24 protein-coding genes and 3 tRNA genes are annotated in these 23,222 nt (G+C 71.5%); 18 read left to right on the top strand and 9 right to left on the bottom strand.

Annotated features, from left to right (window positions below):
* Positions 1-6: 6 nt before the first annotated feature.
* The 6 genes from NNL39_RS12615 to NNL39_RS12590 all read left to right on the top strand — a co-directional run bounded on the left by NNL39_RS12615 (position 7) and on the right by NNL39_RS12590 (position 4,080).
* Entirely contained in the window at positions 7-810 is an 804-nt protein-coding gene (locus NNL39_RS12615) for an ATP-binding cassette domain-containing protein (RefSeq protein WP_255159618.1), read from the top strand.
* Between the two features lie 57 nt (positions 811-867).
* Positions 868-1,899 carry an NAD(P)-dependent oxidoreductase gene (locus NNL39_RS12610; protein ID WP_255159617.1) on the top strand — a complete coding sequence of 344 codons (1,032 nt, stop codon included), beginning with the start codon at positions 868-870 and terminating at the stop codon, positions 1,897-1,899.
* A 52-nt stretch (positions 1,900-1,951) separates the two neighbouring features.
* Positions 1,952-2,027 (top strand) — tRNA-Asn (locus tag NNL39_RS12605).
* 68 nt (positions 2,028-2,095) lie between these two features.
* Positions 2,096-3,022, top strand: a complete 927-nt coding sequence (locus NNL39_RS12600) for a sensor histidine kinase (RefSeq protein WP_255159616.1) — start codon at positions 2,096-2,098, stop codon at positions 3,020-3,022.
* A 45-nt stretch (positions 3,023-3,067) separates the two neighbouring features.
* The gene (locus tag NNL39_RS12595; protein WP_255159615.1) at positions 3,068-3,772 is read left to right on the top strand and encodes an AzlC family ABC transporter permease; all 705 of its coding nucleotides are present in this window, start codon (positions 3,068-3,070) and stop codon (positions 3,770-3,772) included.
* Complete coding sequence (locus tag NNL39_RS12590) at positions 3,769-4,080, top strand: AzlD domain-containing protein (RefSeq protein ID WP_255159614.1); 312 nt, start codon at positions 3,769-3,771, stop codon at positions 4,078-4,080. The genes NNL39_RS12595 and NNL39_RS12590 overlap by 4 nt, the downstream gene beginning before the upstream one ends.
* A 7-nt stretch (positions 4,081-4,087) precedes the next feature.
* Here NNL39_RS12590 and def read toward each other — a convergent pair whose 3' ends face one another.
* Positions 4,088-4,654, bottom strand: coding sequence for a peptide deformylase (gene def / locus NNL39_RS12585; protein WP_255159613.1), 567 nt, complete (start codon positions 4,652-4,654; stop codon positions 4,088-4,090).
* 40 nt (positions 4,655-4,694) lie between these two features.
* Between def and NNL39_RS12580 the strand changes: the two genes are divergently transcribed.
* The 6 genes from NNL39_RS12580 to NNL39_RS12555 all read left to right on the top strand — a co-directional run bounded on the left by NNL39_RS12580 (position 4,695) and on the right by NNL39_RS12555 (position 10,619).
* On the top strand, positions 4,695-5,612 hold the full coding sequence (locus NNL39_RS12580; RefSeq protein ID WP_255159612.1) for a DMT family transporter: 918 nt from the start codon (positions 4,695-4,697) through the stop codon (positions 5,610-5,612).
* Between the two features lie 147 nt (positions 5,613-5,759).
* Entirely contained in the window at positions 5,760-6,995 is a 1,236-nt protein-coding gene (locus tag NNL39_RS12575) for a glycosyltransferase (RefSeq protein WP_255159611.1), read from the top strand.
* Positions 6,996-7,048: 53 nt separating this feature from the next.
* A tRNA-Ile gene (locus NNL39_RS12570) sits at positions 7,049-7,125 on the top strand.
* Between the two features lie 53 nt (positions 7,126-7,178).
* A complete protein-coding gene (locus NNL39_RS12565) occupies positions 7,179-7,904 on the top strand; it encodes a hypothetical protein (RefSeq protein ID WP_255159610.1) in 726 nt (241 codons plus the stop codon).
* A 91-nt stretch (positions 7,905-7,995) separates the two neighbouring features.
* On the top strand, positions 7,996-8,823 hold the full coding sequence (locus NNL39_RS12560; RefSeq protein ID WP_255159609.1) for a DUF1684 domain-containing protein: 828 nt from the start codon (positions 7,996-7,998) through the stop codon (positions 8,821-8,823).
* A 173-nt stretch (positions 8,824-8,996) separates the two neighbouring features.
* Positions 8,997-10,619, top strand: coding sequence for a bifunctional 3'-5' exonuclease/DNA polymerase (locus NNL39_RS12555; RefSeq protein WP_255159608.1), 1,623 nt, complete (start codon positions 8,997-8,999; stop codon positions 10,617-10,619).
* A gap of 61 nt (positions 10,620-10,680) precedes the next feature.
* On the opposite strand, the gene NNL39_RS12550 is transcribed toward NNL39_RS12555, so the two are convergent.
* Positions 10,681-11,235 (bottom strand): PadR family transcriptional regulator, encoded by a 555-nt coding sequence (locus tag NNL39_RS12550; protein WP_255159607.1) that lies wholly within the window; start codon positions 11,233-11,235, stop codon positions 10,681-10,683.
* A gap of 217 nt (positions 11,236-11,452) precedes the next feature.
* Here NNL39_RS12550 and NNL39_RS12545 point away from each other — a divergent pair, with 217 nt between their 5' ends.
* On the top strand, positions 11,453-11,965 hold the full coding sequence (locus tag NNL39_RS12545; RefSeq protein WP_255159606.1) for a DUF3145 domain-containing protein: 513 nt from the start codon (positions 11,453-11,455) through the stop codon (positions 11,963-11,965).
* A 134-nt stretch (positions 11,966-12,099) separates the two neighbouring features.
* On the opposite strand, the gene NNL39_RS12540 is transcribed toward NNL39_RS12545, so the two are convergent.
* The 6 genes from NNL39_RS12540 to aceE form a co-directional block, all read right to left on the bottom strand.
* Positions 12,100-13,335 (bottom strand): beta-ketoacyl-[acyl-carrier-protein] synthase family protein, encoded by a 1,236-nt coding sequence (locus NNL39_RS12540; RefSeq protein WP_255159605.1) that lies wholly within the window; start codon positions 13,333-13,335, stop codon positions 12,100-12,102.
* Positions 13,336-13,431: 96 nt separating this feature from the next.
* Positions 13,432-13,680: an acyl carrier protein gene (locus tag NNL39_RS12535; RefSeq protein WP_255159604.1), complete on the bottom strand. Its 249-nt coding sequence runs from the start codon at positions 13,678-13,680 to the stop codon at positions 13,432-13,434.
* An 88-nt stretch (positions 13,681-13,768) separates the two neighbouring features.
* On the bottom strand, positions 13,769-14,776 hold the full coding sequence (locus NNL39_RS12530) for a beta-ketoacyl-ACP synthase III (protein WP_255159603.1): 1,008 nt from the start codon (positions 14,774-14,776) through the stop codon (positions 13,769-13,771).
* The gene (locus NNL39_RS12525) at positions 14,773-15,687 is read right to left on the bottom strand and encodes an ACP S-malonyltransferase (protein ID WP_255159602.1); all 915 of its coding nucleotides are present in this window, start codon (positions 15,685-15,687) and stop codon (positions 14,773-14,775) included. Before NNL39_RS12525 ends, NNL39_RS12530 begins: the two co-directional genes overlap by 4 nt.
* An 85-nt stretch (positions 15,688-15,772) precedes the next feature.
* On the bottom strand, positions 15,773-16,954 hold the full coding sequence (locus tag NNL39_RS12520) for a PucR family transcriptional regulator (protein WP_255160956.1): 1,182 nt from the start codon (positions 16,952-16,954) through the stop codon (positions 15,773-15,775).
* A gap of 69 nt (positions 16,955-17,023) precedes the next feature.
* Positions 17,024-19,756 (bottom strand): pyruvate dehydrogenase (acetyl-transferring), homodimeric type, encoded by a 2,733-nt coding sequence (gene aceE, locus NNL39_RS12515; RefSeq protein WP_255159601.1) that lies wholly within the window; start codon positions 19,754-19,756, stop codon positions 17,024-17,026.
* Positions 19,757-19,903: 147 nt separating this feature from the next.
* On the opposite strand from aceE, the gene NNL39_RS12510 reads away from it, so the two are divergent.
* The 4 genes from NNL39_RS12510 to NNL39_RS12495 all read left to right on the top strand — a co-directional run bounded on the left by NNL39_RS12510 (position 19,904) and on the right by NNL39_RS12495 (position 21,886).
* Positions 19,904-20,374, top strand: coding sequence for a peroxiredoxin (locus NNL39_RS12510; protein ID WP_255159600.1), 471 nt, complete (start codon positions 19,904-19,906; stop codon positions 20,372-20,374).
* A 28-nt stretch (positions 20,375-20,402) separates the two neighbouring features.
* A tRNA-Val gene (locus tag NNL39_RS12505) sits at positions 20,403-20,475 on the top strand.
* Between the two features lie 42 nt (positions 20,476-20,517).
* The gene (locus NNL39_RS12500) at positions 20,518-21,432 is read left to right on the top strand and encodes a zinc-ribbon domain-containing protein (RefSeq protein ID WP_255159599.1); all 915 of its coding nucleotides are present in this window, start codon (positions 20,518-20,520) and stop codon (positions 21,430-21,432) included.
* Between the two features lie 34 nt (positions 21,433-21,466).
* Entirely contained in the window at positions 21,467-21,886 is a 420-nt protein-coding gene (locus NNL39_RS12495; protein WP_255159598.1) for a hypothetical protein, read from the top strand.
* 13 nt (positions 21,887-21,899) lie between these two features.
* Here the strand turns inward: NNL39_RS12495 and NNL39_RS12490 are convergent, their stop codons facing one another.
* Positions 21,900-22,271, bottom strand: a complete 372-nt coding sequence (locus tag NNL39_RS12490; protein WP_255159597.1) for a hypothetical protein — start codon at positions 22,269-22,271, stop codon at positions 21,900-21,902.
* Positions 22,272-22,324: 53 nt separating this feature from the next.
* On the opposite strand from NNL39_RS12490, the gene NNL39_RS12485 reads away from it, so the two are divergent.
* Entirely contained in the window at positions 22,325-23,215 is an 891-nt protein-coding gene (locus NNL39_RS12485) for a DMT family transporter (RefSeq protein WP_255159596.1), read from the top strand.
* The last annotated feature ends 7 nt before the right edge of the window (positions 23,216-23,222 follow it).

The raw sequence follows: 23,222 nt of genomic DNA, 5'->3' as shown, positions 1-23,222 counted from the left end.
GCTCGCGTGACAGAACCCGCCGTGCGCGCCCGCGACCTCACCCTGCGCTATCGCTCTGGGGTCGCACGACGGCCGGTCGCCGCCGTCACCGGCCTGAGCCTCGACATCGCCCCGGGCGAGACCCTCGCGGTCATCGGCGATGCCGGCAGCGGCAAGAGCACGCTCGCGCGCGCGATCGCCGGCTACACCTCGCGCAGCGTCGACCGCGGCGTCGAGATCGCGGGCGGATCGCTCGAGGTGCTCGGCATCGACGTGCGCCGGCTGCGCCGCCACGGCGACGACGAACTGGCCCTGCGCGTCGGCTATGTGCCGCAAGACGCGGGCACCGTGCTCGATCCGCACCTCACGGTCGGCGAGAACGTCGCCGTGCCGCTCTTCCAGCGCGACAAGGCCTTCCCCAAGAAGCGCGCGGGCGGCATCGTCGCCGAGGCGATCGACGCGATGCACCTGACGCTCGCAACGATCCCGAAATACCCGCACGAGCTCAGCCGCGGTCAGCGGCAGCGCGTCGCGATCGCCCGGGCGCTCGTGCTCGATCCCGACCTGCTCGTGGCGGACGAGGCCACGGCGGGCATCGACGCGACGGTGCGCGGCACCATCCTCAGCCACCTCGCCGAAGTGCAGCGGCGCCGCGGCTTCGCCGCGTTCATCGTGAGCAGCGAGATCGGCGAGGTGCGTCGGCTCTCGCGCCGCCTCGCCGTGCTGCACCGCGGCACGATCGTGGGCATGGGGAGCATCGACGACGTGCTCGACGACCCCTCCCACCCGTATGTTGACCGCCTCGCCCAGCTCGCGCGCGCTCGAGCGTGACGCGCAGTGCTGGGCCGAGCAGGAGAGGCGCGATGCCCCGTGACCCCGAGTGACCGCATGACCGCCTCGGCCACGTTCGCCGCCGACGCCGCCTTCCTGCTCACCGAGCAGCACCGCGACCCCGTGGCCGGGCAGGGGCGCGTGCCCGAGCGGCTTCCGGTCGCGGGCGAGATCGCCGTGCTGCCCCACGCCTCCGAGTTCTTCGCCGAGGCCGTGCTCGCGGGGGGCGGTGCGATCGGCGAGCTGTCGTCCGCCACGCGGGGGCTCGTCTGGCTGAGCGAGCAGCGGGCGGAGGAGCTCACCGAGATTCTGCAGGCGCATCCAGGAATCGGCTGGGTGCAGCTGCCGTGGGCGGGTGTCGACGGCTTCGCGGCGGTGCTCGCGCGCTACGCCGACGGCTCCGGCCCGCTCTTCACGAGCGCGAAGGGCGCGTACTCCGAGCCCGTTGCTGAGCACGCTGTGGCCCTCGCGCACGCGGTGCTGCGCGAGTTCGCCCCGAAGGCGCGGGTCGCCCAGTGGGCTCCCGTGCGCACCGGGCTCTCGCTCTACGGCCGGCACGTCGTCATCGTTGGCGCGGGCGGCATCGCGACCGAGATCATCCGGTTGCTGCAGCCCTATCGCGTGCGCATCACGGTCGTGCGTCGCACCGCGAGCCCGATGCCGGGGGCCGACCGCACCGTCACGACAGACTCCCTGCACGAGGTGCTGCCGAGCGCCGAGGTGCTCATCCTCGCCGCGGCCGCGACCGACGAGACCCGTGCGCTCATCGGCGCCGCAGAGCTCGCGCTGCTCGCCCCGACGACCGCCCTCGTCAACATCGCGCGCGGGGCTCTCATCGACCAGGATGCGGTGGCCGAAGCCCTGCGCGAGAAGCGCCTGCTCGGCGCCGGCCTCGACGTCACGACGCCCGAGCCTCTGCCTGCCGAGCACGCGCTCTGGTCGCAACCGCGCTGCCTCATCACCTCGCACTCCGCCGACACCCCGGAGATGACGGCACCGCTGCTCGCGCGCCGCATCACCGAGAACGTGCGGGCGTTCCTCGGCGACAGCCGCTTCGTCGGCATCGTCGACCCGGCCGCGGGGTACTGAGCGCACAACGGGCCCTCGTGATTCTGCTAGATTGGCAGGGCTGTTTCAGCGATCCTCGATAGCTCAATTGGCAGAGCAGCCGGCTGTTAACCGGCAGGTTCTTGGTTCGAGTCCAAGTCGGGGAGCCACGTCTCCTCATCCACGCACCACGGCGTTATCGTGGTGAAGCACCGTCTTCCGTTCGAAGGAGCCCGCGATGCTCGCGACGACGCCCCTCGACGCGGTGGCGACCGACGCGACGATGCTCGCGATGGTGCTCACGGCATCCACCGCCCTGCTGCTCGTGCTCGGCATCGTGCTGCTCGTCGCATGGCTGCGGGCCCGCGGTCGTGCCCGGCGCACCGCGTTCGACCGCGCGGCTGCCGAGCGCCAGCGCATCGACCTCGAACTCGGTCTGGCCGAGCAGACCGGGCGGTTGCGCATCATCCGCGAAGTGCACGAGGTCTCGGTGCTCGCCCTCACGGGCATCATCAGCCAGGCCGACGGGGCCCGCTACGCCGCGAGCGCCGATCCGTCGGCCGCCGCGCGGGCCGCAGAGTCGATCGGCGAGGCCGCGCGCACGACGCTCGGCGACCTGCGCCGCGTGATCGGCCTCGCGAGCGAGGGAGAGGCGAGCGCGGCGCCGCAGCCGCGGCTCACCTCGACGAGCGAGCTCTTCGACGCCATGCGCGAGAGCGGTCTCGAGGTCGTCTTCGAGGAGTCGGGCGAACCCTTCGACCTGCAGCCGGGGGCCGAGCTCGCGATCTACCGCATCCTGCAGGAGGCGCTCGCCAACGCCCTGAGCTACGGCGGGCCGGGCACGGCGGCGCGCGTGAGCTTCACGTGGGGCACCGAGGGCCTGCACGTGAAGGTCGACGACGACGGCATCCGGTCCTCGGCGCGCCGTGCGGGACTCGACCCCAACGACGCGAGCGCGGTCGGGTACACGATCGACGACGACCTCAAGGCGCTGACCGACGAGCCGAGCGGGCGCGGAATCCACGAGATGCGTTCGCGCGCCGAGCTCTACGGCGGCATCCTCACGGCGTCCACTGTTCCCGGTGTCGGCTTCTCACTGTCCGTCGTCTTCCCCGCCCTCCGCTTCCACAACGGCGTGCACGGGGTGAAGCTGGACCGCTCGTGACGACTCGCGCCACCGGCTCGCGGGGTGCCGAGGCACTCGCGGCCGATGTCCGCCGCGACTGAGCGCCGGGCCGCCTGGCGCGCATCCCTCGCGGTCGGCCTCGCGGTCTCGGCGTACGGCGTCTCGTTCGGTGCGCTCGCGGTCGCGTCGGGACTCGACATCTGGCAGGCCTGCGTGCTGAGCCTCGTCATGTTCTCGGGCGGTTCGCAGTTCGCCCTCATCGGAGTGCTGGCCTCGGGCGGCACCGCGGCCGGCCCCGCCGCGATCGCGGGCGCCACCCTGCTCGGCTTGCGCAACGGTCTGTACGCCATCCGGGTCTCGCCGATCATCGGCCCGGGCTGGGCCAAGCGCCTGCTCGCCGGCCACCTCACGATCGACGAGTCGACGGCGGTCGCCACGGCGCAGCCGACGCTCGAGAGCCAGCGCATCGGGTTCTGGGCGACCGGGGCCATCATCTACGTCGGGTGGAACCTCATGACGCTCCTCGGCGCCGTGCTGGGCGACCTGCTCGGCGATGTGCGCCAGTTCGGGCTGGATGCGGCCGCCGGGGCGGCCTTCCTCGGCCTCGTGTGGCCCCGCCTGACAGCGCTGCAGCCCCTCGTCGTGGCCGGAGGAGCCGCCGTCGTCGCCGCCGTGCTGCTGCCCGCGCTGCCGCAGGGCGTGCCGGTGCTCGTCGCCGCCCTCGTGGCGGTCGCGGTCGGCGTGCCCAACCTGTTCGCTCGCCGGGCCGAGACGGGGGAGGGCGCATGACGGTCTGGCAGATCATCCTGCTCGCGTCGATCCTCGTGCTCGCGACGAAGCTTCTGGGCTCGCTCGTGCCGCCCCGCGTGCTCGCGGCGCCGACGGCGGCGCGCACGGCCGATCTCACGACCGTCGCGCTGCTCTCGGCGCTCATCGTCGTGCAGACGATCGGGGCGGGGCAGGGCATCGCGATCGACGCCCGCCTGCCCGCCCTCGCGGTCGCGGCGGGCCTCTTCGCGCTGCGCGTGCCGTTCATCGTCGTGATCGTCGCGGCGGCGGCGACGGCAGCGGGGCTGCGCGCGCTCGGCTGGGGCTAGGCGCCCCTCAGTCCTCGAGGTGGTCGCGGCCCGGCAGCCAGTTCTGCCCGGGTGACCCCCACGAGCGCTTGCGGATGGCCTTCGCGGCCGCGCGGTCGTAGGGGTGAGCGAGCCGGTCGACGTACAGCACACCGTCGAGGTGGTCGTACTCGTGCTGGAAGATGCGGGCGAGCCAGCCCGTCGCGTCGATCTCGTAGGGCTCGCCGTCGAGGTCGATCGCGCGCAGCAGCGCCCGCTCCGAGCGCAGCAGCGGGAACCGCTCGCCGGGCACCGAGAGGCAGCCCTCCGAGTCGGATTCCTCGTCGGCCTCGCCGACCGGGGCGGGGCTCACGAGCAGCTCGGGGTTGATGGCGACACCGCGCCACCGCACGGCGTCGTCGTCGGTCCAGTCGAAGACGAAGAGGCGAGCATCCACGCCCACCTGCGGAGCCGCGAGACCGACGCCGGGCGCCGCCTCCATCGTCGCGAACATGTCGGCGACGAGCTCGCGCAGGGCGTCGTCGATCACCTCGACCTCGGCGGCGACGGAATGGAGCACCGGTTCGCCGGTGATGCAGATCGGAAGCGCGGCCATTCCTCCAGAATATCGGCGGCCTGACCGGTAGATTGACCGGGTGCCGCCCGAGCTGAGTGACCTGACCGAGCAGATCACCCTCACCCCGTACCAGTCGATCGGCATCCCGATCGCGCTCGTCGGCGCCGTCTTCCTGTCGCTCGGGGCGCAGTTCCAGCACCGGGGTGTCACGCGGGTCGAGGAGAGCCACGGCGACGGGGCCAAGGCGGGCCTCAGCATCCGGCAGCTCATGCACCTGCTCGCCCGGCCGTCATGGGTCATCGGCACCCTCATGCTGGGCCTCGCCATCCTGTTCCAGCTCACGAGCCTCGGCTTCGCGCCCCTCATCGTCGTGCAGCCGCTCGGCGTTGTCGCCCTCGTCATCACCGCGGTGCTCAACGCGCGAGTGTCGAAGATCAAGCTCGACCGGAACGCCATCCGGGCCATCGCCATGTGCGTCAGCGGCGTCGGCATCTTCGTCGCCATCGCGGCGGTGTACGCGATCGAGAACGAGATCACCGAGGTGCAACTGCTCATCGTGCTCGGAATCCTCGGCCTCGTGCTCGCGGCGTTCGGTGCCGCCTTCGCCTTCGCGCGACGCAGCGTCGGCGCGATGTTCTACATCGTCGGGGCGGGGGTGCTGTTCGGCTTCGTGGCGACGCTCGCGAAGGTCGTCATCAACCGCATCCTCAACAACAACTTCGAGTGGCTCACGGTGCTCGCGATCGTCGCCCTGCTGGCGTCGGCGGCACTCGGCAGCTACTTCGTGCAGACCGCGTACTCGGTCGGCTCTCCCGACCTCGTCATCGCGGGGCTCACGGTCGTCGACCCGCTCGTCGCGGTGCTCATCGGCGTCGTCGTGCTCGGTGAGGCCGCGCTCATCCCGCCCGCCTTCGCGATCGTCGCTGTCGTCGCGGGAGCGGTCGCCATCTTCGGCGTGCTGCAGCTCGCGAAGCACCACCCGCAGACCCACCGCTGAACCGTCGTCGATCCGGGGGGATGCCCTCCCGCGCGGGCAGGGCGCCCTGCGGTAGCGTAGGGCGACGGTTCTCCTCTTGTCCCCGGCGCTCGCTCGCGTACGCGTTCGAGCGGCGCCCACCACCGAGAAGCAAGGATCACCACCACTGTGCCTGATGTTCCGCATGACGGCGGCTCTGCGAACCGCCCCCTCCGCGTACTGATCGGCGGCGACACCTTCGGCCCCGATGTCAACGGCGCCGCGAAGTTCGCCGAGCGCCTCGCCGCCGGCCTGGTCGAGCGCGGCCACGAGGTGCACATCGTCGCGCCCGGTGCCGAGGGCGGCCCCAACGTGACCCGCACCGAGGTGCACGAAGACCAGCCCATGACGGTGCACCGGCTGCGCTCCTGGCGCTGGTACCCGCACCCCTGGCTCCGGTACGCACTGCCCTGGCGCATCGAGCAGAACGCCGCGCGCATCCTCGACACCGTCAAGCCCGACGTCGTGCACTTCCAGTCGCACATCGTCGTCGGCCGGGGTCTCGCGCGCGAGGCCGTCAAGCGCGGCATCCGCGTCATCGGCACGAACCACTTCATGCCCGAGAACGGCCTGCAGTTCACCCCCTTCGTCGGCGCCCTACGCGAACCCGCCATCCGCGCGGCCTGGAAGGCCGCGGGCCGCACTTTCGGGCTCGCCGAGGCCGTCACGACACCGACCCGCAAAGCCGCCGACTACCTCGAGAAGTACACCGAGCTCACCGAGGTGCACCCGATCAGCTGCGGACTGCACATCGACCACTACACGCCGAATCTCGAGCCGCGCACCGAGAACGTCGTGCTGTTCCTCGGCCGCGTCGAGGCCGAGAAGCACATCGAAGAGCTGCTGCGCGCCGCCGCGAAGCTCGACCCCGCGCTCGACGTGAAGGTCGAGATCATCGGCGACGGCGAGCAGCGTCCGGCGCTCGAACGGCTCGCCGCGCAACTCGGCATCTCGCACCGCGTGCACTTCGCGGGCCACGCGCCCGAGTCGTACCTGCGCCAGCAGCTCACCCGGGCATCCGTCTTCGCGATGCCCTCGCGCGCCGAGCTGCAGTCGATCGCGACGATGGAGGCCATGGCCTCGGGCCTGCCGGTCATCGGGGCGAACGCGATGGCGCTGCCCCACCTCATCCACGACGGGGAGAACGGGTTCCTCTACGAGCCCGGTGATGTCGACCAGTTCGCCGCGCTGCTGACGAAGGTCTTCACGATGCCGCACGCCGAGCTGCTCGAACTCAAGCGCGAAAGTCTGCGCATCGTGCAGGGCCACGACATCAACCGCACCCTCGACACCTTCGAGGCGCTCTACCGTGGCGAGCCCGTCGTCGACCCGGTGGCCGACGACCTCGACGCCGTCGCTCCCTGAACCCGGCGGTCCCGCTCGGTAGAGTGGGCGTGCGCCGCCCGCACGCGGTGCGCGGGGCGGTAGCTCAGCTGGTCAGAGCAGTGGACTCATAATCCATCGGTCACGGGTTCAAGTCCCGTCCGCCCTACCACCGCCGTTGGGCCGCCGGAAGGAGCCTCCGTGTCATCGAGTCGGACCGTGGTCATGATCAGCTCCCGAACGCTGCACGCGGTGTCGGCCGCGGCGCATCTCCTCGTGGCGATCGCCCTCGGGGCCCTGGCGGCCGCGCAGGCCTCGATCCTGCTGCCCGTCGCCCTGTCGGTGCCGGCTGCCGCCAGCATCGGGGTGTTCGCCTCCGTCGACTTCGCCGCAGCTGCGGCGATCGTCCTGCTCATCGGCGCGGCAGTGCACGCGGTGCTCGCTCTCGGGCTCGGGCTCGTGCGCGATAGCGGTGGTCGGGCGCCGCGGTCGCTGCAGCTCGTGGCGTTCGCCCAGTCGTCGGGCATCACGCTCTTCCTCGTCGCGCAGCTCAACGGCGTGACGGAGGTGGGAGCGTTGATTCTCGTGTACGCCTTCGGCGGGGGAGCAGCGGGGCTGCTCTGGTTGCAGGCCCGCGAGTCCGACGATCGGCTGCGGGCCCGGTGGCCGTTCAGTTTCGGCGCCGGCCTCGCCGTGGTGCCGTGGGGCATCGTCGCGCTCTACCAGGTCGTCGGTCTCGTCGCGGGAGACCCCCCGGCGCCGATCGTGCGCGTGCTGACCGTGCTCATCCTGATCGTCGTGGCGCTCGCCTGGTGGACCGAGCGGCGATGGCAGCTCGGGCTCACGACCGCGCATCGCGCGTCGGTGCTGCATGCCGCCCTCTCGCTGGCCAACGGCGTGGCGCTGCTCGTGCTCGCGGTCGGGCTCGCGCGCCCGTCGGCGCTGCTGTAGCGATGCGCCGAGCGTCGCGCCGGGCATCCCGCATAGGGAATCGCCGCGTCTGCGCCCCGGTTGCACCGAACAGACCGACAGGATGGACACCATGACCGACGCCGCCCCCGCCACGCCCGCCGAGCGGTACGCCGTCTTCCGCGAGCGCCGCGCCCTCGCCGCCGTGCAGCCGCAGGGGCCGCTTGCGCTGACCAACACGCAGTGGATCGCCGAGGAGCAGACGGTGTGGGGCGTGCCCGGCCGCTGGGCCCCGGCGCCCGCGGGACAGGGCGGCCTCGTCGTGACGGCGGACGCTGCGGCGGGCATCCATGTCGATGGTGTTCTCGTCGACGGCACCGTGCACGCGCGGGGCAAGGACGACGCGAACCCGAGCGCGATCGAGTTCGACGATCACACGACGGGCTTCGTGATCGCGGGCGACGACGGCCTCTACGCCCTGCGGGTGTGGGACGCGCAGAGCGAGGGCATTCAGAACTTCGGTGGCATCGACGCGTTCGACTACGCGCCCGAGTGGGTCGTGACGGGCACCTTCCGCGAGATCGAGGGGGGCACGGTCGTCGGCTTCGAGCATCTCAAGGACGACGGCAAGACCCGCGGCGAGGTCGTGCCCGGCGAGATCCGCTTCACGCACGACGGGGTCGAGTACGACATCGCCGCCTTCAAGTCGGGGCGCGCGCTGCAGCTCGTCTTCGCCGACGCGACGAACGGCGACGACACCTACAGCGTCGGACGCTTCCTCTTCCTCGCCCCGAACCCGGACGGCACGATCACGCTCGACTTCAACACGGCGATCCTGCCGCCGTGCGCGTTCAGCTACGCCTTCAACTGCCCGCTGCCGCCGAAGCAGAACCGGTTCCCCTTCCGCGTCGAGGCCGGCGAGAAGAACGTGCTCGCCGCCGACGGCTCGCTCCTGCACTGACCCGGCACGCGCGCCCGCCCACCCGCGCGCGCGTCTCCACAATTCAGGAGTCGGCGGTGTGCAGTTCGCCGTTAGACCCTGTCGTCGGCGTGTCGGCCGCTCCAGCGCGCAACGGCTCCTGAATTGTGGAGGCCGCGGGGGGCGGTGTCGTCGCGCGGCGGCAGACTGGGGGCATGCACATCGTCGTCGACCGGCGCCCCGAGGGGGTCGCGCTCATCGACGACGACGGCGCCACGGCGCTCGTGCCGGAGCCGCAGTTCGCTGCGGCGGTGGCCGAGCGCGAGGCGGAGCATCCACGGTGGGTCTGGACGGACACCGCGCAGTGGTACCCGCCGCTGCTCGCGGCGGGCGTGCGCGTGGAACGCTGCCACGATCTGCGACTCGTCGACGCGATCATCGCGGGCATCGCCGGCCGACCCGCTCGGCGATCGTGGGGGAGCGCCCCCGAGCCCGCGCGCGCCGACACGCTGTTCGACCTCGATGGGGCGACGGATGCGGCGCCCGCGATCGCGGCGCCGCTCGCCTGGCAGCAGCAGCGCGCCGCGATCGCCGCGCACGCTGATCCCGCCCGACTGACCCTGCTCGCCGCAGCCGAGTCGGCTGGCGCCCTCGCCGCGGCCGAGATGCAGCACACGGGCCTGCCCTGGAGCGCTGCCGCGCACGACGCACTGCTCGCCGAGGCGCTGGGGCCGCGACCGGCGCCGGGTCGCCGCCCCGCGCGGCTCGACGAGCTCGCGACGCAGGTCGAGGCGCTGCTCGGGGTCGGCCCGGTGCCGATCGACTCGCCGCCCGAGCTCGTGAAGGCGCTGCGGCGCGCCGGGCTCGACGTCGCGACGACGCGCTCGGCCGAGCTCACGCGGCTCGATCACCCGGCGATCGCCCCGCTGCTGCAGTACAAGACGCTCAGCCGCCTGCACACCGCGAACGGCTGGAACTGGCTCGACGAGTGGGTGCACGACGGGCGGTTCCGCCCCACGTTCGTGCCCGGCGGTGTCGTCACCGGTCGCTGGGCATCCGACGGCGGGGGCGCGCTGCAGTTGCCCAAGCAGGTGCGCGGCGCCGTGCAGGCCGATGCGGGCTGGGCGCTCGTCGTGGCCGACGCGGCGCAGCTCGAGCCCCGCATCCTCGCCGCCCTCTCGGGCGACGCCGCGATGGCGCGGGCTGGCGCGGGGGTCGACCTCTACGCGGGCATCGTCGCGAGCGGCGCGGTCGCCTCGCGCGAGCACGCGAAGGTCGGCATGCTCGGGGCGATGTACGGCGGGACGACGGGCGTGAGCGCCCAGGTGCTGCCGCGGCTCGCGCGCTCGTTCCCGCAGGCCATCGGCTACGTCGAAGCGGCGGCACGGGCGGGGGAACGCGGCGAACGAGTGACGACGCGGCTCGGGCGCACGTCGCCCGCGCCGTCCGCGGCGTGGCGCGAGCGCCAGGGCGCCGCGGGCGCGGAGGGCGCCGACGAGTCGGCGGGCCGCGCCGCCCGCTCGGCCGCCCGCTCGTGGGGACGATTCACCCGCAACTTCGTGGTGCAGGGCACCGCGGCGGAGTGGGCGCTCGCGTGGATGGCGGGTGTGCGTCGACGCCTGTGGACCACGGGGGCGGGGCCGCTCGCGACGCAGCCGCACCTCGTGTTCTTCGTGCACGACGAGCTCATCGTGCACAGCCCGCTCGATCGGGTCGCCGAGGTCGAACAGGTGCTGCGGGAGGCCGCGGTCGAGGCCGGGCGCATCGTATTCGGGGCGACTCCCGTGAGCTTTCCGGTGACGGTGGCCGCCGTGCAGCGCTACAGCGACGCCAAGTAGTCGCGATCCGGGCGCGGCGCGCTGTGGGAGGCGTGGCGCGGCGTCGCCGCGAATGAGATCGTCAGGCGGGCGGATGCACGGCTTCGGCCGCGCGCCGGCCGCGTCGGCGCCGATCGGTGCGCAGGCCCCACGGCTCGACCTCGGGCAACGAATCGAGCCACGCGAGCGCCGAGGCCTGCAGCAGGCGCGCCGCGTGCTGGGCGGCGGCCTGTGCGGCCCCGCCCGTGGGGTCGGCGACTTCGTCGCTCGCCCCGCGCCGCGGCGCCCAGAGCCGGCGGTAGTTGCGCACGAGCACCTCGACGTGATCGCCCGGCAGCGAGAGCGCGAGCAGCACCCGCTCCACCATCTCGTGCCAATCGGCAAGATCGGGCTCGGTCAGGTGCATGCGCGCCTCGATGGCGCCCGCGTCGGTGAGCGCGTAGAGCGGCAGGTTGTCGGGAGTGTTGCCCGCATCCTCGATCAGTCCGTCGCGCCGTAACCGATCGAGGGTCGAGTAGACCTGCCCGACATTGAGCGGGGCATCACGTCGCGTGCGCTCCACGACCTCCGCGTGCAACTGGTAGCCGTAGGCCGGCCCGAGGGTCAGGACCGCGAGGAGGGAGTGCCGCAGCGTCATAGCCCAACACTATTCGGCGTATGCATGCGGAGTGACTATCGATCCACAATTCGTGCGCGACGCATCCCGAGAATCACAGGCCTGTGATTCCAGCCTTGTCATTCCGTCGACTTCTGCGTCATACTGCTGGCAGGCGGGAAACCGTCACAACTGAACACCACGCACTCCGTGCACCAGGTCGATGGGGAAGTCGCACCTGAACGAAACGGAGTGAACAGTGGCTGACAACACCGTGGCAACGGCCCGCGGAGTGCTCTACGTGCACTCCGCTCCTCGTGCGCTCTGCCCGCACATCGAGTGGGCGGCCGGGCGCGCCATCGATCGCGCCGTGAACTTCGACTGGGTCGACCAGCCCGTGCTCAAGGGCACCCAGCGGGCCGAGTTCGTCTGGGAGGGCGAGCGCGGCACGGGCGCCAAGATCGCGAGCGCCCTGCGCGGCTGGGAGCACCTTCGGTACGAGGTGACCGAGGACGCCGGCCTCGGTACCGACGGCGGTCGCTGGATGCACACGCCTGACCTGGGCATCTTCTACGCGCAGACCGACACGGCGGGAAACACGGTCGTGCCCGAGGACCGCATCCGCTACGCGATCGAGGTCGCCGGTTCGAACACGCTCGAGCTGCATCGCGAACTGCGCCTCGCGCTCGGACAGGCTTGGGATGACGAGCTCGAGCCGTTCCGGCACGCCGGCGATGGCGCGCGCGTGGTCTGGCTGCACCGCGCGGGCTGAGCCCGCATCCACCTCGCACCCGCCGCTCGTCTCCACAATTCAGGAGCCGCCGGCGCCACCCGGCACGAAACAGCCCCGCGACGGCGTGTCGCGGGGCTGTTCGCGTCGGAACTCCTGAGTTGTGGAGGCGCGCGCTAGTCGACCGTGCGGAAGGCGACGACCGAGTTGTGGCCGCCGAAGCCGAACGAGTTCGAGATGGCGAGCAGCGGTCCGTCGCCGAGCGGCCGTGGCGAGGTGACGACGTCGAGCGGAATCGCCTCGTCCTGGTTGTCGAGGTTGATCGTCGGCGGTGCCGTGCGCTCGTGCAGCGCGAGGATCGTGAAGACGGCCTCGAGCGCGCCCGTGCCACCGAGCAGGTGGCCGGTCGACGCCTTCGTGGCCGACACCGGGATGCTCTTCACCCGCTCGCCGAAGACCCGGTAGAGCGCGTTGTACTCGGCGATGTCGCCGACCGGGGTCGAGGTCGCGTGCGCGTTGATGTGCGAGACCTCGTCGGGGGTCGCGCCGGCCTGCGCGAGCGCCGCGAGCACGGCGCGCGCGGCCCCCGAGCCCTCGGGGTCGGGAGCGGTGATGTGGTACGAGTCGCTCGTGACCGATCCGCCCGCGAGCTCGGCGTAGATGCGGGCACCGCGTGCGAGCGCGTGCTCCTTGGTCTCGAGCACGATCGCTGCCGCGCCCTCGCCGAGCACGAAGCCGTCGCGGTCGACGTCGTAGGGCCGCGAGGCGGCGGCGGGGTCGTCGTTGCGCTTCGAGAGCGCCTGCATCGAAGCGAAGGCGGCGATGGGCAGCGGATGCACGACCGCCTCGGTGCCGCCGGCGACGACGATGTCGGCAAGGCCCAGCTGCAAGTGCTCGTAGGCGTTGGCGATGGCCTCGGTGCCCGAGGCGCAGGCGGAGACGACGGTGCGGGCACCGGCGCGGGCGCCGAGTCCCATGCTGATGGCGGCCGCCGCGGCGTTGGGCATGAGCATGGGGATCGTCATCGGGAGGACGCGACGCGGGCCCTTCTCCTTGAGCACGTCCCACGCGTCGAGGAGGGTCCAGAGGCCGCCGATGCCCGTGGCGTAGTCGACGAGGATGCGCTCGGGAGCAATGTCGGGCGAGCCGGCGTCGGCCCAGGCCTCGCGGGCGGCGATGAGGGCGAACTGCGCCGAGGGGTCGAGGCGCTTGATCTCCTGGCGCTCGAGCACCTCCTCGGGCCGCACCTTGGCTTCAGCGGCGAACGTGACGGGCAGCTCGTGCTGGGCGACCCAGTCGTGGGTCAGCGAGCGCGTGCCCGACTCGCCCCGCAGCAGAGCATCCCAGCTCTCGCGTGCGGTTCCGCCGATGGGGGAGGTGGCACCGATTCCGGTGACGACGATGGTGGTCATAACGTCAACTCTCTGCAGGGGTGGTGGTTCGACCGCTCAGCGCCGGGACCGGTCGGTTGACCGGTCCCGGCCGCTGCGCGGCATCGTGCGGCGGCTCTACGCCGCGGCGTTCACGATGAAGGTGACGGCGTCGCCGACGGTGGTGAGGTTCTTGACCTCGTCGTCGGGGATCTTCACGTCGAACTTCTCCTCGGCGTTGACGACGATCGTCATCATCGAGATCGAGTCGATGTCGAGGTCGTCGGTGAACGACTTGTCGAGCGCGACCGAGTCGGTGGCGATGCCCGTCTCGTCGTTGATGAGCTCGGCGAGGCCGGCGAGAACTTCTTCGGTGGACAGTGCCATGTGTTTTCTCCTTGGGGTGTCGTATGACCGTCCCCAATCCTAGAGCGGCGGTGCGCCGTGCGGGGGAGGCCACGAGGGAACGGGCGGTCTAGGGCAGGCGCACCACCTGGGCGCCGAAGACGAGCCCGGCACCGAAGCCGATCTGCAGAGCGAGGCCGCCGCTCAGCTCGGGGTGCTCCTCGAGCAGCCGGTGCGTCGCGAGCGGGATCGATGCTGCCGAGGTGTTGCCCGTCGTCGCGATGTCGCGGGCGATCACGACGCTCTCGGGCAGCTTCAGTTGCTTCGCGAACTCGTCGATGATCCGCATGTTCGCCTGGTGCGGGATGAACGCCGCGAGCTGGTCGGAGGTCACGCCCGCGGCATCCAGAGCCTGCTGCGCGACCTTCGCCATCTCCCACACGGCCCAGCGGAAGACCGTCTGGCCCTCCTGCCGCAACGTGGGGAAGCCGCCCTCGGGGTCGTCGAAGGCCTCTTTCAGGGGGCGGTCCATGCCGACGGCGTCCCACTTCGAGCCGTCGGAGCCCCAGACGGTCGCGGCGATGCCGGGCGTGTCGCTCGGGCCGACGATTGCCGCGCCCGCGCCGTCACCGAGCAGGAACGAGATGGTGCGGTCAGTGGGATTGGCGAAGTCGCTGAGCTTCTCAGCGCCCACGACGAGCACGTAGGTCGCGAGGCCCGCCCGCACGAAGGCGTCGGCCTGCGCGATGCCGTAGGTGTAGCCCGCGCATGCCGCCGACACGTCGTAGGCGGGCGCGGGTGTCGCACCGATGCGGTCGGCGAGCAGCGCCGCGAGCGAGGGGGTCTGCACGCTGTTGCTGATGGTCGAGACGATGACGGCGCCGATCTGGTCGGGCGTGATGCCCGCTTTCGCGATCGCTTCGCGTGAGGCTGCCTCGGCGAGGTCGATCGCGTTCACCTCGCTCGAGGCGCGTCTGCGGGTGATGACCCCCGTGCGCTGCCGGATCCACTCGTCGCTCGAGTCGATCGGCCCGGCGATGTCGTCGTTCGTCACGGTGAGGTCGCCGCGCGCGGCGCCGACGGCGTAGATGCGCGTGAACGGCACGCCGACGGACTGGTGCAGGGTGGGCTCGGTCATGCGCTCTCCAGAAGGTCGACGGCGGCCGCGAGGTCGTCGGGGGTCTTGACGGCCACGGTGGGCACGCCCTTGAGGGCGCGCTTGGCGAGGCCCACGAGGGCTCCCGCCGGAAGCAGCTCGATGATGCCCGTGACGCCGTCGGCCGCGAACGACTGCATGCAGAGATCCCACCGCACGGGCGATGAGACCTGGCCGACGAGCAGCTCGACGGCCGTCGCGCCCGACGTCACGGCGGTGCCGTCGCGGTTCGTGTACAGCCGGATGCTCGGATCGTGGGCGTCGACGCCCGCCACCGCGCTGCGCAGCCGCTCGACCGCCGGGCTCATGTACGCCGTGTGGAACGCGCCCGCGACCTGCAAGGGGATGACCCGGGAGCCGGCCACCGGCTCGGCCGCGAGCGCTGCGAGCGCGGGCAGCTCGCCGGCGACGACGGTCTGCCCGCCGCCGTTCATGTTGGCGGGCGAGAGGCCGAGCTCAGCGAGGCGAGCCATCAGGGCATCCTCATCGCCGCCGAGCACCGCGCTCATGCCGGTAGGCACGGCCGCGGCGGCCTCGGCCATCGCGAGGCCGCGCTCGCGCACGAGGCGCAGGGCGTCGTCGTCGCTCAGCACGCCGGCGATCGCGGCGGCGGCGAACTCGCCGACCGAGTGCCCGGCGACGGCTCCGACGCGGTCACGTCGGCCGTCGAGCAGGGCGGCAGCGCTCAGCAGCGAGGCGGCGACGATGAGCGGCTGGGCGACGGCGGTGTCCCGAATGGTGTCGGCGTCCGACACCGTGCCGTGCGCGACGAGATCAAGCCCCGCTGCCTGCGAGTAGCGCTCGAGGCGCTCGCGGTGCGCGGGTTCCGCGATCCACGGCTCGAGGAAGCCGGGGGACTGCGACCCTTGGCCGGGGGCGACGACGACGATCATGAATTTCATCCTCCCAAGGGGTGGTGCGGGGTGGCGGTGGGGATGTCGTGCACAAACGTACAACGACCTTGTCGTGGTTCTACAGTCAGCGGCGGGCTGGGCTCTCGGGTTCGGCGATCGACCCGACGATGAGGGCGCACTGCAGGATGAGCGCCTCGCGCGCCCCGGTCGCGTCCCAGCCGATCACTTCGCTGATCCGCTTGAGGCGGTAGCGCACGGTGTTCGGATGCACGAAGAGTTCGCGCGCCGTGGCTTCGAGGCTTCGGCCGTTGTCGAGGTAGGCCCACAGCGTGAGCAGCAGCTCGGGGTTGTGGGCTTTCAGCGGCCGGTAGATGCGGTTGATGAGCGTGCCGCGCGCGATCGGGTCGCCCGCGAGCGAGCGCTCGGGCAGCAGGTCGTCGGCGAGTGTCGGCCGCGGGGCGTTGCGCCACGAGCGGGCGACCGCGAAGCCCGCGAGCGCGGCCTTGGCGCTCTTACCGGCCTCGACCACGTCGGGCACCTCGGGACCGAGCACAAGATTTCCCGCGCCGAAGCTCGGCTCGAGGGCCTCGGCGATCTGCGGGAACGTGTGGCTCGGTTCGGGCTGCGGCGTCTCGTCGTCGGTGCGCGGGGTCGCGCGCCCGATCACGACCACGAGGCGGTTGCCCTGCACGCCGATGAGCACGTCGGCCTCGACGTGGCGCGCCGTGCGGCGGATCTGGTCGACGTCGACGATGCGCGGCGTCGTGCCGACGAGCACGCACACTTCGCCGTGGCCGTTCCAGCCGAGGGCTGCGATGCGGCTCGGCAGCTCGTTGTCGTACTCGCCGCTGAGGATGCTGTCGACGACGAGGGCCTCGAGGCGAGCATCCCAGAGCCCTCGGGCTTCGGCGGCGCGCGCGTAGACATCGGCGGCCGCGAAGGCGATCTCGCGGCTGTAGAGCAGAATCCCGTGCCGCAGGTTCTCATCGCGGTCTTTCACGCGATCCTCGACGACCTCCACGACGACGCGGATGAGCTGCAGGGTCTGCTGCAGGCTCACCGAGCGCAGCAACTCACGCGGAGCCGCACCGAACACGTCGGCCGCGATCCACGGCTGCGAGGTGGGGTCGTCGTACCAGCTGATGAACGAGGTGATGCCCGCCTGCGCCACGAGCCCGACGGCCGAGCGACGGCTCGGCGGCATCGTGCCGTACCAGGGCAGGGTGTCGTCGAGCCGCTTGAGGGTCGCCGTCGCCAACTCGCCCGAGATGTTGCGCAGCCATTGCAGCGTCTGCGCCTTCGTCAGCTCTGCCACCGTGCTCCTTCGGTGAAGCAAGGGGGCGGCACCTGTCGGCGCGCGCCCCCTCCTCCGGTGCTAGGACTCGCCGCCGGCCGAGCCGGTGGTGCCGGCCGTCACGTCGTAGAGCCGGTACTTCTCGATCGCGGCGGGCACCGCGCTGGGGTCGACCGCGCCGCGGCGCGCGAGCTGCTGCAGCGTGCGCACGACGATCGACGGGCCGTCGATCGTGAAGAAGCGCCGAGCCGCCGGTCGCGTGTCGCTGAATCCGAAGCCGTCAGCGCCGAGCGTGGCGTAGTCGCCGGGCACGAACGGCCGGATCTGGTCGGGCACCGCGTGCATGAAGTCGGTGACGCCGATGAACGGCCCCTCCGCACCCTCGAGCTTGCGCGTCACGTAGGGGATCTTCGGCTCTTCGGTCGGTCGCAGGAAGTTGTGCTCGTCGACGGCGAGCCCGTCGCGGCGCAGCTCGTTCCACGACGTGACGCTCCACACGTCGGCCGAGACGTTCCAGTCGTCCGCGAGCAGCTGCTGCGCCTCGAGCGCCCACGGCACCGCGACGCCCGACGAGAGGATCTGCGCCTTCGGGCCGAGCGTGCTGCCCGCCTTGAGCAAGTAGATGCCCCGCAGCAGGCCCTCGACGTCGAGGTTCTCGGGCTCGGCGGGCTGCACGTGCGGCTCGTTGTAGACCGTGATGTAGTACATGACGTTGGGGTCGGGATGCGCCCCGCCGTACATGCGCTCGAGTCCGGCGCGCATGATGTGGCCGATCTCGTAGCCGAACGCCGGGTCGTATGTGACGACCGCGGGGTTCGTGCTCGCGAGCAGCGGCGAGTGGCCGTCGGCGTGCTGCAGGCCCTCGCCCGTGAGCGTCGTGCGGCCCGCCGTCGCACCGATGATGAAGCCGCGGGTCATCTGGTCGCCCGCAGCCCAGAATGCGTCGCCCGTGCGCTGGAACCCGAACATCGAGTAGAAGACGTAGACGGGGATGAGCGGTTCGCCGTGCGTGGCATAGCTGGATCCGACCGCCGTGAAGGCCGCCACCGCGCCCGCCTCGTTGATGCCCGTGTGGATGATCTGACCCTGCGGGCTCTCCTTGTAGGCGAGCAGCAGTTCGCGGTCGACGCTCGTGTAGTGCTGACCGTTGGGGTTGTAGATCTTCGACGTCGGGAAGTAGGCGTCCATGCCGAAGGTGCGCGCCTCATCCGGGATGATCGGCACGATGCGGTGCCCGAAGTCCTTCGAGCGCAGCAGGTCCTTCAGCAGGCGCGCGAAGGCCATCGTCGTGGCGACCTCCTGCTTGCCCGAGCCCTTCTTCGCGATGTCGTAGGTCGCGGCATCGGGCAGCGAGACCTGCGTGTACTTCGACCGGCGCTCGGGCACATAGCCGCCGAGCTCGCGCCGGCGCTCCTGCAGGTACTGGATCGCCGGGTCGTTCTCGCCCGGGTGGTAGTAGGGCGGCTGGTACGGGTCGGCCTCGAGCTGAGCATCCGTGATCGGGATGCGCATCTCATCGCGGAACTGCTTGAGGTTGTCGAGCGTGAGCTTCTTCATCTGGTGGGTCGCATTGCGGCCCTCGAAGCTCGGGCCGAGGCCGTAGCCCTTGACCGTCTTGGCGAGGATGACCGTCGGCTGGCCGGTGTGCTCGCTCGCGGCCTTGAACGCCGCGTAGACCTTGCGGTAGTCGTGGCCGCCGCGCTTGAGGCCCCAGATCTGGTCGTCGGTGTAGTCGGCGACCATCGCGGCCGTGCGCGGGTCGCGGCCGAAGAAGTGCTCGCGGATGAACGCGCCCGACTCGGCCTTGTAGGTCTGGTAGTCGCCGTCGGGAGTGCGGTTCATGAGGTCGCGCAGGGCGCCCTCGTGGTCCTGCTCGAGCAGGGCATCCCACTCGCGGCCCCAGATGACCTTGATGACGTTCCAGCCCGCGCCGCGGAAGAAGCTCTCGAGCTCCTGGATGATCTTGCCGTTGCCGCGCACCGGGCCGTCGAGCCGCTGCAGGTTGCAGTTGATGACGAAGTTGAGGTTGTCGAGTCCGTCGTTGGCGGCGAGCTGCAGCGCGCCGCGGCTCTCGACCTCGTCCATCTCGCCGTCGCCGAGGAACGCCCACACCTGGGTGTCGTCGGCCTGCGCGATGCCGCGGTTGCTCACGTACTTGTTGAGCTGCGCCTGGTAGATCGCGTTGATCGGTCCGAGGCCCATCGAGACGGTGGGGAACTGCCAGAAGTCGGGCATGAGCCGCGGGTGCGGGTAGCTCGAGAGGCCGCCGCCGGCGCCGGCGTGCGACTTCTCCTGCCGGAAGCCGTCGAGCTGATCGGTCGTCAGTCGGCCCTCGAGGTAGGCGCGGGCGTACATGCCGGGGGAGGCGTGGCCCTGGTAGAAGATCTGGTCGCCGCCGGTCGGGTGGTCGGCGCCGCGGAAGAAGTGGTTGTGGCCGACCTCGTAGAGCGCGGCGCTCGAGGCGTAGGTCGAGATGTGGCCGCCGACGGCGATGCCGGGGCGCTGCGCGCGGTGCACCGTGATCGCGGCGTTCCAGCGGATCCACGCGCGGTAGCGGCGCTCGATCTCCTCATCGCCGGGGAACGCGGGCTCGTTCTCGGGCGCGATCGTGTTGAGGTAGTCGGTCGTCGGCACCATCGGCACGCCGAGGTGCAGCTCTTTCGAGCGCTTCAGCAGGCTGAGCATGATGTCGCGGCCGCGCTCCGCTCCCCGCTCGTGCACGACCGCGTCGAGAGACGCGTTCCATTCGGCGGTCTCCTCCGGGTCGGAGTCCACGTGGCTGACCGAATACGGATCCTGGTCGTTGACCGTCACCCTTGACCTCTTCCTGGTGGTAGACAGAGTGTGTCGGCACGAACGCCCGCGCCGGGTCACGGCGCAGTGCATCGCACGAGCGCTGTCGAGTCTAGTCACCCGCTCCGCACCGCTCGGTGCGAGCCCGATGAGCGCGAGGAGCCGTCTGTGCCGCATCCCGCCCTTCCCCCCGTCGGCAGCATCGCGCCCGACTTCTCGCTGCGCGACCAGTTCGGCCAGACGGTCACCCTGAGCGGGTTCCGCGGCGGCTCTGCCGTGGCGCTCGTGTTCTTCCCGCTCGCGTTCACGGGCACCTGCACGGGCGAGCTGTGCGAGCTGCGCGACAACATCGCGATGTTCCGCTCGGCGGGCGTGCAGCTGCTCGGCATCTCCGTCGACTCCACGGCGACGCTGCGCGAGTTCGCCGAGCGCGAGAGCTACGACTTCCCGCTGCTGGCCGACTTCTGGCCCCACGGCGAGGTGGCCCGCCGGTACGGCGCCTTCCTCGACGACAAGGGCTACGCCACCCGCGTGACCGTGCTCGTGGATGCGGAGGGCATCGTGCGGGCATCCTTCGCCGTCGGCCCGAGCGAGGCGCGACCGCTCGCCGCCTACCGCGAGGCGATCGCCGCGCTCTGACGGCGAGCGCGGGTAGCCTGGGGGGCACGGGCTCTTAGCTCAGCTGGTAGAGCGCCTCGTTTACACCGAGGATGTCGGGGGTTCGAGTCCCTCAGGGCCCACTCATCGTGCAGCGTGTCGGCGGTCGTGTCTAGCGTCGAGTCGTGCCGTGGAGCGTCGAACAGTGGTGGCGCCGTCGCCAGCGCATCACGGGGCTCGCGGTTCCGAGCCCCATCGGCCGGTACCGCGATGCCTGGGCGCCGTTCACGGCACTCGTCGAGCAGTACCGGCCCGAGCGCAACCACGACCTCGTGCTCTCGCAGATTCCGCCGGCCGCCGACGTGTACCTCGTGTGGGTGTGCACGGTCGGCCATGAGTTCGTCGCGACTCCCGCCGAGCAACGCGCCCGCCCCGGCCGCACGCGATCGTCGCGCTCGTGGTGCCCCGTCTGCTCGACCCCGTCGCTGCTGCCGGCCACGCCCCGCTGGCCGCGTCTCCACAATTCAGGAGACGCGGTGGTCGATGGCGCTGTTCGGATGCCCGCCCGGCGTGTTGCGCCCCGCCACAGTCCGCCGACTCCTGAATTGCGGAGATCAGCGGCCGAGGTGCAGCCGGGGGAGGCGTTTCGCAGCGAGCGGGCGCCGCGAGCGACCTCCGCGGCGGAGGGACGGCTGCGCGCGCTGCTCGCCGAGCGGCTCGACGTCGACCTCGGCATGACGGCCGTGCGGGTGCGCACGCCCTTCTTCGGACGCCTCGAGGTGTGGCCCGACGTGATCGTGCCGGAGCTCGCGATCGCCGTCGAACTCGACACCGTGGGGCGCAACGGCGACGAGCACGTGGGTCGCCGCGAGCGCGCCGATCGGCGCAAAGACCAGGTGCTCACGGAGGTCGGCTGGCACGTCGTGCGCCTGCGGTGCCGCCCGTTGCGCGCGCTCGGCGCCGATGACCTCGTCGTTGCGGGCGTCTCGCAGTCGGCGGTCGATGCGCTCGTCGAGCGCATGGGAGAGGTGCGTGGCCACCTCCTGGTGCAGGCGTACGCACGCGCGACACAGCTCGGGCGTGTCGGTGGTCGCGCGTAGCGTCAGACGCACCGGGGTCGAGAGGAGCAAGCGCATGCCGACCGTATCCGTGAGCCGCTCGACGGTTCCGGCCGACCTCGAGTACACGGCGGATGCGCTCGTCGGCGCCTACGCTCCCGTGCGCTCGTGGGCGCACCTCGACGCGCTCGCGGGCCGGGTCGATTCGCTCGACTGGCGGTGGGTCGTGGTGCAGCGGCGTGATGACCTCGGCCAACGCTTCGCGCAGTGCCTGCGGGCCGGTGAAGGGTTCATCGTCGAAGTCGGAGCGCTCGCGCCCTCGCGGGGCCGGCACACCGTCTGGCGCCTGCACGCTGGCGCCGCCGGGCGCGCACCCGCTCCCGCGCAGTTCCTCGACATCGCGCTTGACTGGCTCGTGCTCGGGGTCGTACCCGGCTACGCCGCGACGACCCTGCCGCTCGACGGCGGCGACGCCGGCTTCGCCGAGCCGTTCTGATCAGCCGCGGGCGCTACAGGTACAGCGCCCACAGCAGAGCGGCGAAGGTCGCCACGAAGATCGCGGGGCCGACGAACCGCACGATGTCGACACCGCGGGCGCTCGCGATGATGCGGCGTCCGATCGCGGAGACACCGGGCACCGTCTTCAGCTCTTCGATGACGGCAAGCCCCTCCTGAGCGGCGGCGAACTGCGCGGCCGCACCGAGCACGCCCGACGCCAGCAGAATGCCGGTCGCGGCGAGCCGCACGGGCAGCGCGGTCTCGGCGAGGCCCTCGACGAGCATCCACACGGTCACGGCCAACAGGAAGGTCGGTGCCAATTGCGACACAATGATGTGCCAGCGCGCGCGGGTCCAGAGGGCGATCAACTCGTTCTCGGTCATGCGCACCACTGTACGTCGCCGCATCGCGACGTGCCCGTCCACCGGAGAACCGTATGACCCCTGCCGTCTGGGCGCTCGTCGCCTCGTGTGTGCTGTGGGGCACGACGGGCACGGCGGCCTCGTTCCTGCCCGAAGCGGTGAGCCCGCTCGCCGTCGGTGCGAGCACGATGACGCTCGGTGGGGCCCTGCTGTTCGCGGTCAGCCACCGGGCGGCGCTCGGGGTCATCCGCGATCGAGCGGTTCGCGGGTGGCTCATCGCGGCGGCACTCGGCATGGTGGCGTACCCGCTGTCGTTCTACGCCTCGATGGATCTCGCGGGCGTCGCGATCGGCAACGTCGTCTCGCTCGGCTCAGGCCCGCTCTTCGCAGCGCTGCTCGAATGGCGGGTTTCCGGCAGCCGCCTGACGCGGCGGTGGATGCTGAGCGCGGGAATCGCCCTCACCGGCATGACCCTGCTCGTCGTGGGCGGGCACGGCGATGATTCGCCCGTCGATGCGGCGAGCATCCCCGCCGGTGTCGCCCTCGGCCTCGTCGCGGGAGCCGGGTACGCGCTCTTCACCTTCGCGTCGGGCATTGTGATCCGACGCGGCCACTCCGGCCGCGGCACGATGGGGGCGGCGTTCGGTCTCGCGGCGCTGCCGCTCGCGCTCGTGCTGATCGTGGTGGGGGCGCCGTTGCTCGCGAGTGCCAGCAGCGTCGCCATCGCCGTGTATCTGGCCGTCGGGCCGATGTTCCTCGCGTACCTGTTCTTCGCGGTCGGCGTGCGCGCCCTCGCCTCGAGCACTGTCACCGTCATCACGCTGCTCGAGCCCCTCGTCGCGACGCTCCTGGCCGTGCTCATCGTCGGCGAGCGACTGGAGCCTCTCGGCTGGATCGGGCTCGTGCTCATCCTCGCCGGCGTCACCGTGCTTTCCTCGGCTCGGCAACCGCGTTCGCGCGCCTGACCGTCCT

This window comes from Microcella humidisoli (assembly GCF_024362325.1).
GTDB classification, from domain to species: Bacteria; Actinomycetota; Actinomycetes; order Actinomycetales; family Microbacteriaceae; genus Microcella; species Microcella humidisoli.
This window is presented reverse-complemented; position numbering and strand designations above follow the sequence as displayed.